The 11,638-nt window shown below is 71.0% G+C and carries 11 protein-coding genes; 7 read left to right on the forward strand and 4 right to left on the reverse strand.

What is annotated here, in order from left to right:
- Positions 1-20: 20 nt before the first annotated feature.
- Positions 21-1,214, reverse strand: a complete 1,194-nt coding sequence (galK, locus tag ACIOTO_RS09965) for a galactokinase (RefSeq protein WP_400857668.1) — start codon at positions 1,212-1,214, stop codon at positions 21-23.
- A complete protein-coding gene (galT, locus tag ACIOTO_RS09970) occupies positions 1,211-2,425 on the reverse strand; it encodes a galactose-1-phosphate uridylyltransferase (protein ID WP_400857669.1) in 1,215 nt (404 codons plus the stop codon). Before galT ends, galK begins: the two co-directional genes overlap by 4 nt.
- Positions 2,426-2,573: 148 nt before the next feature.
- Between galT and ACIOTO_RS09975 the strand changes: the two genes are divergently transcribed.
- From ACIOTO_RS09975 to ACIOTO_RS10005, 7 genes are all read left to right on the forward strand, one after another.
- Positions 2,574-3,524, forward strand: a complete 951-nt coding sequence (locus tag ACIOTO_RS09975) for a LacI family DNA-binding transcriptional regulator (RefSeq protein ID WP_400857670.1) — start codon at positions 2,574-2,576, stop codon at positions 3,522-3,524.
- Between the two features lie 123 nt (positions 3,525-3,647).
- Positions 3,648-4,811: a Gfo/Idh/MocA family protein gene (locus ACIOTO_RS09980; RefSeq protein WP_400857671.1), complete on the forward strand. Its 1,164-nt coding sequence runs from the start codon at positions 3,648-3,650 to the stop codon at positions 4,809-4,811.
- A gap of 7 nt (positions 4,812-4,818) precedes the next feature.
- Positions 4,819-5,991: a dihydrodipicolinate synthase family protein gene (locus ACIOTO_RS09985; protein WP_400857672.1), complete on the forward strand. Its 1,173-nt coding sequence runs from the start codon at positions 4,819-4,821 to the stop codon at positions 5,989-5,991.
- On the forward strand, positions 5,988-6,854 hold the full coding sequence (locus ACIOTO_RS09990) for a sugar phosphate isomerase/epimerase family protein (RefSeq protein ID WP_372468837.1): 867 nt from the start codon (positions 5,988-5,990) through the stop codon (positions 6,852-6,854). Before ACIOTO_RS09985 ends, ACIOTO_RS09990 begins: the two co-directional genes overlap by 4 nt.
- A gap of 44 nt (positions 6,855-6,898) precedes the next feature.
- Positions 6,899-7,663 carry a sugar phosphate isomerase/epimerase gene (locus tag ACIOTO_RS09995; RefSeq protein ID WP_262001564.1) on the forward strand — a complete coding sequence of 255 codons (765 nt, stop codon included), beginning with the start codon at positions 6,899-6,901 and terminating at the stop codon, positions 7,661-7,663.
- A 28-nt stretch (positions 7,664-7,691) separates the two neighbouring features.
- The gene (locus ACIOTO_RS10000; protein ID WP_262001563.1) at positions 7,692-8,762 is read left to right on the forward strand and encodes a LacI family DNA-binding transcriptional regulator; all 1,071 of its coding nucleotides are present in this window, start codon (positions 7,692-7,694) and stop codon (positions 8,760-8,762) included.
- Positions 8,759-9,868 (forward strand): glycerate kinase, encoded by a 1,110-nt coding sequence (locus ACIOTO_RS10005; RefSeq protein WP_400857673.1) that lies wholly within the window; start codon positions 8,759-8,761, stop codon positions 9,866-9,868. Before ACIOTO_RS10000 ends, ACIOTO_RS10005 begins: the two co-directional genes overlap by 4 nt.
- Positions 9,869-9,899: 31 nt before the next feature.
- Here ACIOTO_RS10005 and ACIOTO_RS10010 read toward each other — a convergent pair whose 3' ends face one another.
- Positions 9,900-10,943: an ABC transporter permease gene (locus ACIOTO_RS10010; protein WP_258134250.1), complete on the reverse strand. Its 1,044-nt coding sequence runs from the start codon at positions 10,941-10,943 to the stop codon at positions 9,900-9,902.
- A 47-nt stretch (positions 10,944-10,990) separates the two neighbouring features.
- Complete coding sequence (locus ACIOTO_RS10015) at positions 10,991-11,626, reverse strand: ABC transporter ATP-binding protein (RefSeq protein ID WP_400857675.1); 636 nt, start codon at positions 11,624-11,626, stop codon at positions 10,991-10,993.
- Between the last annotated feature and the right edge of the window lie 12 nt (positions 11,627-11,638).

Here is an 11,638-nt window from a genome sequence, read left to right on the forward strand (position 1 = left end):
CGGCTCGATCGATCATTCTCTCAGGCGTCGCGGAGCGGACCTGCGGAGGGGGTGACCGTGAACAGGTGCGGGGCGCCGAATCCCGAGGCGGCGAACGCGGCGGTCACGGCACCCGACACCGCCTCGACGGCATCCTGCTCGATCAGCGCGATCGCGGCTCCCCCGAAACCCCCACCGGTCATGCGGGCGCCGAGAGCGCCGGCGGCCAGTGCGGTGTCGACGGCGGTGTCGAGCTCGACGGTCGAGATCTCGAAGTCCTCACGCATCGACACGTGCGATGCCACGAGGAGGTCGCCGATGGCCCTGGCACCCTGCTCCTGCAGCACCTGGACCGTGTCGAGCACGCGCTGGTTCTCGGTGACGATGTGACGCACGCGGCGGAAGGTCACGTCGTCCATCAACTCCTGAGCGCGGGGGAGTTCGGCGATCGACACGTCGCGCAGGGCAGGCACGCCCATGAGCGATGCTCCGAGTTCGCACGATGCCCGGCGTTCGCGATAGCCGCCCGTGGAGTGGGCGTGCTTGACACGGGTGTCGATCACGAGGATCGCGAGTCCGGCTTCGGCGATGCCGAGCGGCACCGGCCGGGCCTCGAGCGAGCGGCAGTCGAGGAAGATCGCGGTGTCGGGCTGTCCGAGCATCGACGCCATCTGGTCCATGATCCCGGTGGGAGCTCCGACGGCCTCGTTCTCGGCACGGCGTCCGACGCGGGCCAGAGCCGTGGCGTCGAGGCCGGTGCCCCAGAGCTCGTTCAGGGCGGATGCCGTCGCCCCCTCGATCGCGGCGGACGAGGAGAGCCCGGCCCCCACCGGCACGTCGGAGGCGATCGCGATGTCGAGGCCGCGGAACGGGCCGTCTTCGGCGGTCGCGTGCCGCAGCGCCCAGGCCACGCCCAGCGGGTACGCGGCCCACTCCGGGACGGCGGGGTGTGTGCCCGGCGCGGTCGGGAAGAGTCCGTCGAGCTCGTCCAGGCCGACCTCGACCGGCTCCTCGGCGAAGGTCGAACCGACCAGGACCCGGCCGCGATCGTCGCCGCGCAGCCCGACCGCGGCGACCGTGCGCTGCGGGATGGCGAACGGCAGCACGAAGCCGTCGTTGTAGTCGGTGTGCTCGCCGATGAGGTTGACGCGGCCCGGTGCCGACCAGAGGCCGTCGGGCTCGCGGCCGGTGAGGTCGGCGAACAGTGCGCGGGCGTCGTCGTGGGCGGCGGTCATGCGGATGCTCCGTCGGAGGTCGGGTTCGGGGTCTGGTTCGGGGATGAGCGTTCGATCGCCTCGCGGAGGCGTGCGGCGCCCACCTCCGGCGGGACCTCGGCGGCCCACGCCCCCATCGCGGCCTCGGAACCGGCGAGGAACTTCAGCTTGTCAGCGGCCCGGCGCGGGCTCGTCAGCTGCAGGTGCAGGCGCACGGTGTCGCGGCCGATGTGCACGGGCGCCTGGTGCCAGGCGGCGATGTACGGGGTCGGGGTGTCGTACAGGGCATCCACGCCGCGGAGCAGGCGCAGGTAGAGCGGGGCCAGCTCGTCTCGTTCGGCCTCGGTCGTCTCGGCGAAGTCGGGCACGTGGCGGTGCGGCATCAGGTGCACCTCGAGCGGCCAGCGGGCGGCGAAGGGGACGAAGGCCGTCCAGTGCTCGCCGCGGAACACCACGCGCTCGGAGGCCTGCTCGGACTCGAGGATGTGCTGGAACAGGTCGGGCGCGGTGCGGTCGATCGACTCGAGCAGTCGCGTGGTGCGCGGCGTCACGTAGGGGTAGGCGTAGATCTGGCCGTGCGGGTGCGGCAGGGTGACCCCGATCGCCTCGCCGCGGTTCTCGAACGGGAAGATCTGCTGGATGCCGGGCAGCTTCGAGATCGCGGCCGTGCGGTCGGCCCAGGCCTCGATGACCGTGCGAGCGCGGGTGACGGACTGCGTGCCGAAGGAGCCGGAGTGGTCGGGACTGAAGCAGACCACCTCGCAGCGGCCGACCGACGTGCGGGTGCGACCGAGGCCCAGGGCGGCGAGGTCGTCGAGGCCGCGCGGCGCGTTCGATGCCTGCGGCGCGGTGCCGACGGCCTCGGCGAGGGCGGGGCCGAATGCGGGGGAGCGGTTCTCGAACACCGCGACGTCGTAGCGCGACGGCACCTCGGAGGGGTTGCCCGGTGTCTGCGGCGCGAGCGGGTCCGCGTCGGCGCTGGGCATCATGACGCGGTTCTGCCGGTTGGCGGCGACCGTGATCCAGTCGCCGGTGAGCACGTCGAGGCGCATCGTCGCGGTGTCGGGGCGCGGGTCGAGGGTGCGGGCATCGACGGCGCGCTCGGCTCCGAGCGCGGTGCCCGGATCGTCGTAGTAGATGAGGTCGCGGCCGTCGGCGAGGGTGGTGGCGCGTTTGACGACGCCGGCGCCGAGGGTCTCGGTGCGCAACTCAGAAAGATCGTGCGTGTTCACGTAAACATGGTAGCCACAGGGCCGTGATAACGTCAACATTGCGGAGTTGTGCACGGGCGGCGAACGGAGAAAGTGCGTGGGAGACGAACGCGACCTGGTCGGGGAACCGCGCTCGGGACGGCACGCATCACCGTCCGGGCGTGTATCGATGGCCATGGTCGCCGCCCGCGCCGGGGTCTCGGGCCAGACCGTGTCGCGCGTCGTCAACGGCAGCCCGCGTGTCGACCCGGACACCCGCGCCCGCGTCGAGAGCGCGATGGCCGACCTCGGGTATCGCCCGCACCGTGCCGCCCGCGCCCTGCGCACCGGACGCTCGCAGACCATCGGCCTCGTCGTCACCACCCTCGCCACGGTCGGCAACTCGCGGATGCTGCAGGCCACGGCCGAAGCGGCGGCGGAACGCGGATACGCCCTGACGCTCGTGACCGCGACCGACGGCGTCGCCGAGGCGTTCGAGCGGCTCGCCGAGCAGGAGGTCGACGGCGCGATCGTGCTCAACGAGGCCTCGGCACTCGTGCCCGCGACGCAGCCCCCCGAGGGACTGCGCCTGGTCGTGGTCGATGCGCCGACCGACGCGGGGGTCACCTCCGTGCACAGCGACCATGCGGGCGGTGCGGCTGCGGCGACGGCTCGGCTCCTCGCCCTCGGACGCGAGACGGTGCAACACCTCGCCGGCCCCGAAGATTCCTTCGCGGCCGCCGAACGCGAACGGGGGTGGCGAGTGGCCCTCAGCACCGCCGGCATCCACCCGCCCGCCGTGGTCCGCGGTGACTGGAGTGCCGACTCGGGATACTCGGCGGGGGGAGCGCTCGCCGGAGCTTCCGCGGTCTTCTGCGCCAATGACCAGATGGCGCTCGGACTGATGCGCGCCCTGGCCGAGTCCGGCCGCCGGGTGCCCGAGGATGTCGCGGTCATCGGCTTCGACGACGTGCCGGATGCGGCGAACTACCGTCCGCCGCTGACCACGATCCGGCAGGACTTCGCCGCCCTCGCCCACCGTGCGGTCGCAGCGCTGGTCGATGCGATCGAGGGTGCCCCGCGGTCCGAGGGCTCCGCGGTCATCCCGACCGAGCTCGTCGAGCGCGACAGCGCGGGCTGACCTCGGGCGCGAAAGCGCTTCGGTTGCGTTCGGCTCTCGTCTCGTGGCATGATCTCGGAAAGCGCTTTCCACTCACGGTCGAGAGGAAGCACCGACAGCTTCCCGCGAAAGAAACGGAACACCATGGCCCAGGCGAACACCCGCGAGATCGGCATCATCATGAACGGCGTCTCCGGACGCATGGGATACCGGCAGCACCTGGTGCGCTCGATCCTCGCGATCCGCGAGGAGGGCGGCATCGAGCTGCCCGACGGCTCCCGCATCACGGTGAAGCCGATCCTCGTCGGTCGCAGCGAGGCCAAGCTCGCCGAGCTCGCCGCGAAGCACGGCATCGAGGACTGGACGACCGATCTCGACGCCGCCCTCGCCGACCCCCAGTGGGAGATCTACGCCGACTTCCTGGTGACCAAGGCCCGCGCCACCGCGATCCGCAAGGCCATCGCCGCGGGCAAGGCCATCTACACCGAGAAGCCCACCGCCGAGTCTCTGGAGGAGGCGCTCGAGCTCGCCCGCCTCGCGAAGGACGCCGGCATCAAGACCGGCGTCGTGCACGACAAGCTCTACCTGCCGGGCCTGCAGAAGCTCAAGCGCCTGATCGACTCCGGGTTCTTCGGCCGCATCCTCTCGGTGCGCGGCGAGTTCGGCTACTGGGTGTTCGAGGGCGACTGGCAGCCGGCCCAGCGCCCGAGCTGGAACTACCGCACCGAAGACGGCGGCGGCATCATCACCGACATGTTCCCGCACTGGAACTACGTGCTCGAGAACCTCTTCGGCGAGGTCAAGAGCGTATACGCGCAGGCGGCCGTGCACATCGCCGACCGCTGGGACGAGAAGGGCGAGCACTACACCGCCACGGCCGAAGACGCCGCCTACGGCATCTTCGAGATCGAGGGCGGCGTGATCGCCGAGATCAACTCGTCGTGGACCGTGCGGGTGAACCGCGACGAGCTCGTCGAGTTCCAGGTCGACGGCACGCACGGATCGGCCGTGGTCGGGCTGTTCGGTGCGAAGATCCAGCCCCGCAACGCCACGCCCAAGCCGGTCTGGAACCCCGACCTGGAAGACACCCGCGACTACGACGCCGACTGGCAGAAGGTGCCCACCAACGACGTGTTCCTCAACGGATTCCGTCAGCAGTGGGAGGAGTACCTGGTCTCCTACGTCGAGGGCACCGACTATCCGTTCGACCTGCTCGCCGGCGCCCGCGGTGTGCAGTTCGCCGAGGCCGGTCTGACATCGAGTGCCGAGGGCCGCAAGATCGCCCTCGAGCCGCTGACGCTGGGCTGAGGCGCGCATGAGCACCCTCCGACTTCTCCGCGCGACCGGGGAGACCGCCGACGTCTCCCTCAACGACTCGGGCGCGTACACCCGTCCGACCACCCCGCTGCAGAGCCGGGTCGCCTACGCCGCCGCGCACGTGGTGCCGAAGGCGCACGCCGACAACACCCCGGGGCAGCCGGCCGACATCGACTGGGACGCCACGCTCGCGTTCCGCCGCAACGTGTACTCGTGGGGGCTCGGCGTCGCCGACGCGATGGACACCGCACAGCGGAACATGGGACTGGATGCCGCGGCCACCCGCGAGTTGATCGCCCGCAGCGCCGAGGTCGCCCGGGAGGAGGGCGGCTCGGTCGTCGTCGGCGTCAACACCGACCACGTCGCCGAGACGCACATCTCACTCGAACAGGTCATCGCCGCCTACCTCGAGCAGCTGCACTTCACCGAGGAGCAGGGGGCCGGCCCCGTGCTCATGGCCTCCCGCCACCTCGCCCGTGTCGCGACGGGCGCCGACGACTACCGTCGCGTCTACCGTGAGGTGCTGTCGCGCGCGACCGTGCCCGTGGTGCTGCACTGGCTCGGCACGGCCTTCGACCCCGAGCTGGCCGGATACTTCGGCGCCGACGACTGGCAGACGGCATCCGCAGTGCTGCTCGATGTGATCGCGGAGAACCCCGACAAGGTCGCCGGCGTCAAGATGAGTCTGCTGAACGCCGAGTCCGAGATCTCGGTGCGGGAGCGACTGCCCGAGGGCGTGCGCATGTTCACCGGCGACGACTTCAACTACGTGAGCCTGATCGGCGGCGACACCGTCGGCGACGGCGCGGGGCACTCGGACGCACTGCTGGGGGCGTTCGCGGCGATCACCCCGGTGGCGTCGGCGGCGATCCAGGCGCTGGATGCCGGCGACCCGGAGGCGTACCTGCGCATCCTCGGCCCGACCGAGGAGCTCAGCCGACAGGTCTTCGCCGCGCCGACCTTCTACTACAAGACCGGTGTCGCCTTCCTCGCCTGGCTGAACGGGCACCAACCGGCGTTCCAGATGGTGGGAGGCCTGCACTCCGCGCGCAGCCTGCCGCATCTGAGCCGCATCGTCGAGCTCGCCAACGCCTCGCTCGCGCTCGAGCAGCCCGACCTCGCCCGCGAACGGTGGCACGGGATGCTGCGCCTGAACGGAGTGGACGCGTGAGCGCCGTGGATCCGCGCCTGTCGATCAACCAGGCGACCATCAAGTACGCCGACCTGGCCACGGCCCTGCGGGTCACCGCCGACGCCGGCATCCAGGCGATCGGACTGTGGCGCGAGCCGGTCAACGAGGTCGGCCTCGACATCGCGGCCCGGATGCTGTCGGACTCGGGGCTGCGCTTCACGACCCACTGCCGTGGCGGCTTCTTCACGCTGCCGGCCGGGGCGGAGCGGGATGCCGCGCTCGACGACAACCGTCGGGCGATCGAGGAGACCGCGACCCTGGCCGCCGCCGGTGCCGAGGGCTCGACTGCGGTGCTCGTGCTCGTCGCGGGTGGCCTGCCTGAGGGGTCGCGCGACCTGATCGGGGCGCGCGAGCGTGTCCGCGATGCGATCGGCGTTCTCGCTCCCGAGGCGAAGGCCGCGGGGGTCACACTCGCGATCGAGCCGCTGCACCCGATGTTCGCCTCCGATCGTGCCGTCGTCTCGACGCTCGGTCAGGCGCTCGACATCGCCGCCGATTTCGAGCCCGAGGTGGTGGGGGCGGCGGTCGACACCTTCCACATCTGGTGGGACCCGCAGGTGCTCGAGCAGATCGCCCGCGCGGGTCGCGAAGGCCGCATCGCCACCTACCAGGTGTGCGACTGGAAGACGCCCCTCCCGTCCGACGTGCTGCTCTCGCGGCATTACACCGGCGACGGGGTGATCGACTTCGGCTCGCTCACCCGTGCGGTCATCGCGACCGGGTACGACCGCGACATCGAGGTCGAGATCTTCAACGCCGACATCTGGGCGGATGCTCCTTCGAACGTCGTGCGCCGCACGGCTGACACCTTCGCCGCGGCCGTCTCCCCGCACCTCGGATGACGCCCGCCGGTCACCGGCAGGAACGGGACTGAGAGGATGACGCCATGACCCGCACCCGCCCAGGACTGTGCTCGGTGACCTTCCGCGCGCTCGCGCCCGAGCGGATCATCGAGCTCGCAGCGGATGCCGGGCTCGAGGCGATCGAGTGGGGCGGCGATGTGCACGTGCCGTCGGGAGACGTCGTCCGAGCCGGGGAGGTCGCCCACCTCACCGCGGACGCGGGCCTCGCGGTCGCGTCGTACGGGTCGTATTTCCGCGCCGGAGCGGACGAGCCCCTGACCCCGGTGCTCGACAGCGCCGAGGCCCTCGGAGCCGATCGTGTGCGCATCTGGGCAGGCAGGATCGGCTCGGATGCCGCGACCCCCGACGACTGGAGCGCGGTGGTCGACCGACTGCAGGCCGCGGCAGCAGAGGCGGCGGGCCGCGGCATCGCCCTCGCTCTCGAGTTCCACTCCCGCACGCTCGCCGACACGGCGCCGACGACGCTGCGGCTCCTCGCCGAGGTCGGCAGCCCGGCGCTGTCGACCTACTGGCAGCCGACGGTCGGAGCCTCCGTCGACACCGTGCTGGAGGAGTACCTCGCGCTCGCCGCGCACACGCGGGCGGCCCACGTCTTCTCCTGGTGGCCACAGGACGAGCGGCTGCCCCTGCGCGCGCGGGACGCGCTGTGGACCCGGTTCTTCGCGGCGGCGGCATCGGCCGCGGCGCCCCCACGGGATGCGCTTCTCGAGTTCGTGCCCGGCGACGATCCGGCCCTGCTCGCCCGCGAGGCGGCAGCGCTGCGCGACTATCTGGAGAGGCCCGCGTGACGAATTTCCGGGAAGTAGGCTCGGAGACATGACCAACCCCGCATCGCCCGCGGAGCGGCCTTCGTCGGAGCGCGCCTCGCGTCATCCCCGCGGCCCCGCGCCCACGCTGCACGATGTGGCGCGGGAAGCCGGTGTCTCCCTGGCGACGGCCTCGCGCGCGCTCAACGGCTCGGAGCGCAAGGTGGCCGAGTCGTTCCGCGAACGCGTCGAAGCCGCGGCCGCGAAGCTCGGCTACACGGCCAATGTCTCCGCCCAGGCGATCGCCCGGGGAACGTCTCCCGTCATCGCCCTGCTCGTCGCCGACATCGCCGACCCCTACTTCGGGCTGATCGCATCCGGCGTCGCGCGTGGTGCCGACGAGCACGGACTGGTCGTGACCATCGCGATCACCGAACGCGATCAGGAGCGGGAAGCGCGGATCGTGCGTGCTCTGCGCGGCCAGCGTCCGCGCGGGCTGATCCTCGCGGCCTCGCGCACGCAGGAGCCCAGGGAGGTCGACACCGCGCACGAGCTCGCCGAGTTCGCCCGCCTGGGCGGCACGGTCGTCGCTTTCGGGCCGGACGGCGACGCGGATCGGCGCATCGAGATCGACAACCGTTCCGGCGCCGAGGCGCTCGGTCGGCGGATGGCCGAGCTCGGCTACCGCTCAGCGATCGTGCTCGGCACCGCCGAGGGCGTGCGCACCTCGGATGATCGTCTGGCCGGTTTCCGCGCCGGGTTCGAGGCCTCCGGGGGCGCGGTGGAGAGCGTGCGGCGGGGGGACTTCCGGCGCGAATCGGGTGCGGCGGGCATGGCGGCCGCCCTCGCCGACGGGGTGCCGGCGGGAACCCTCGTCTTCGCGATCAGCGATGTCGTCGCGATCGGTGCGATGTCCGCCATCCGCGAGGCCGGTCGCGAGATCGGCGCGGACATCGCCGTCTGCGGCTTCGACGACGTGCCCGCGAGCAGCGACGTGTCCCCGGCGTTGACGACCGTCCGCGTACCGCTGACCGAGGTGGGCTACCAGGCCTTCCGCGCGACGGTCGACGCCGATTGGGAGCAGTCGCCGCTCCCGCTCGAAGTCGTCGTGCGGGCGAGCACTCCCGCGATCCCCCGATGACCCGCGTGGTGCTGGCGCCCGACAGCTTCAAGGGCACGCTCACGGCGGCCGACGCCGCGGCGGCGCTCGCCGAGGGATGGACCGCGGTCGATCCGGCCGCGGAGTTCGTGCATCGACCGATGGCAGACGGCGGCGAGGGCACGGTCGCCGCGTTCGAGGCCGCGGTCCCCGGTGCGGTTCGGATGCCCGTGGTCGTCGACGGGCCTGCCGGCACCCGCATCGACACCTCGTGGCTGCTGCTGCCGCCGAGCGAGGATGCGCCCGCGGGAACCGCGGTGGTCGACCTCGGTTCGACCTCCGGAATCGAGCTCCTCGACGAGCTGCGGCCCTGGGATGCTGACACGACGGGCCTCGGCCAGGCCATGGCCTCAGCCCTCGATCACGGTGTCTCGTGTCTCGTGGTCGGCATCGGATCGAGCGCCTCGACCGACGGCGGCACCGGGATGCTCACCGCGCTGGGTGCGCGGTTCCTCGACGATTCCGGCGCCCCCGTGGCCCGCGGTGCCCGAGGGCTCGCCGAGATCGCCTCGGTCGACCTGACGGGGTTGCGAGCGGCGCCCGAGGTGCGTGTGCTGACCGACGTCACCAACCCGCTCACCGGCCCACGGGGTGCGGCCGCAGTGTTCGGCCCGCAGAAGGGGCTGCGCGCGACGGAGGACATCGCGCTCGTCGACGACGGTCTGCGCCGCCTCGCCGACCTGCTGGGCATCGACCCGGCGGGGGAGGGGTACGGCGCGGCGGGAGGCACCGGTGCCGCGCTCGTCGTGTGGGGCGGCGTGCTCGCTCCCGGCGCCGCCGAGGTGGCCGAGCTCATCGGCCTCGCCGACGCGATCGCCGACGCCGACGTCGTCATCACGGGCGAAGGCTCCTACGACGGACAGTCCGGCGACGGCAAGGTGCCCTCGTTCCTCGCCGGTCTCGCCGCCGTCGCGGACACCCGCGCGCTGCTCGCCGCCGGGCGCATCACCGCGGATGCGGACACCGCGCTGTTCGCGGCATCCGTTTCTCTCACCGATCTCGCCGGCTCCTCCGAGGCCGCTCTCGTCGACCCCGCGCGCTGGCTGCGCGAGGCCGGCGCCGTGCTGGCTCACTCCGCCGCCTCCTGAGGTCGCGCGCTCCCTGTTCTGGCGACAGAATTCACGGGATTCGGAGTTCGTTGATCGGTTCTCGACGGCTCGCCAGAATCGCCGGAGCGATGGCAGCGACGAGAGCCGTGTTCACAGCGACCACCGCCAGCGCTCCGGTGAAGGTCGCCCCTGGCCAGGGGTCGCCACTCGCGGCGAGCGCGACGAGCGAGATGCCGATTCCGATCCCGGTGCCGATGACGCAGAGCACCGCGGTTTGCATCAGGAGGAGGGTGATGATGAGCGCGCGACTCGCCCCGAGCGCCCTCCTCCGGCCGAAATCCTTTCGCCTCATCAGCACCAGGCCGTACTGCAGAACAGCGACCAGAAGGGCGGTCAGAGTGAGGAGAGCGATCACGAGGCCTCGGGAGAATCCGCGGAGTTGCGCGTCGATTAGTCCTCGCAGATCGGCCAGCGCCTCACTCGTCTGTACCTTCGTCTTCGAGGCGTCCTCGACGCCGAGCAGAGATACGACTGTCTCACTGATCGGGCCGACGAGTTCGGGTGACGTGGCGATGACGATAAGGACAGCGATTCGCTCGTCGCCATCGACGGGGTGTGGGACCAGCGCCAGAGGCTCGAATCTCCGAAGAAATTCTGGAACCTCAAGTCGCCCGCCTATGCCGAAGGCGCCGCCCGAGTCGACGATTGAGACTCCACCGACGAAGTCTGGAGTGCCGAGCTGCTCCGCTGCCTGATCCGACTCCCAAACCAGGGCGCCTGGTAACGGGGACTCATGGGGTATTCCTAGTCGCTCGAGGTCGGCGCCGTAGGCGAGGCGAACGGGAACGTGCGCCCCGCCTGGCACGCGCGAATTGGTGGCATCCACCGCAGCCGACAAGCCCGCGGCCCACTCGATCCCTTCGATCCCGTCGATTCGGTCGAGAACGTCGGCGGTGAGGCCGGAATCGGGATCGGCGCGGATCGTTATCGAGCGCGTGCCTGCAGAGTCGATGGAGTTGAGAACGTTCTGCTCGGCTCCGACGGTGCGCCCGGTGGTGAGCATGACGACGACGATCATGCCCACGACCATCAGGACCGTGATGATGGAAGCCACCGGTTGGGAGCGGATCGCCGCTCGCGATTCGCGGAGAACAGGACCGATCACAGTGTGATCTCCCGGTCGCACGCGCTCGCGACCTCGGGGGAGTGCGTGACGATGATGACAGCGGCCCCCGCGCGGGCATGATCCTGCAGTGCCTTGACGACGACGCTTGCCGTCGTCGGGTCCAAGTTTCCCGTGGGTTCATCGGCCAAGAGAATGTCCGGCGCGTTGAGGAGAGCCCGGCAGAGAGCGATGCGCTGTGCCTGACCCCCGGACACTTGCCCGGGTTTGCGTTGCGCCGGCACATCGACACCGAACCGCGCGAGAAGCTCGTGTCCTCGCGGCTCGAGAGCGTGTCGAGGCAGTCCGCGGTACAGAGCCGTCTCAGTGACGTTGTCCAGCACGGATCGCGTGGTGTCGAGGGCGGCATCCTGAAAGACGAATCCGAACCTTTCGGCGCGCAGATGCGCGCGCTGCGCATCGCGGAACACACGGCTCGAAGTCCCATCGATCAACACTTCCCCGCTGCTCGGCTTCAGCATGAGGCCGAGCAGGTACAGCACCGTTGACTTTCCGCGGCCAGACCGGCCCGTCAGCGCCGTTGTCGAACCGGCGGGAAATTCTGCCGACCAGCCTTCGATGAGCGGATGATCGGCGTCGTACCGGAAGGTCAGGTCATCGGCGCGCAACCTCATGCCGGTCGCGGG

This window comes from Microbacterium sp. NPDC087592, assembly GCF_044743585.1.
Classification (GTDB): Bacteria; Actinomycetota; Actinomycetes; order Actinomycetales; family Microbacteriaceae; genus Microbacterium.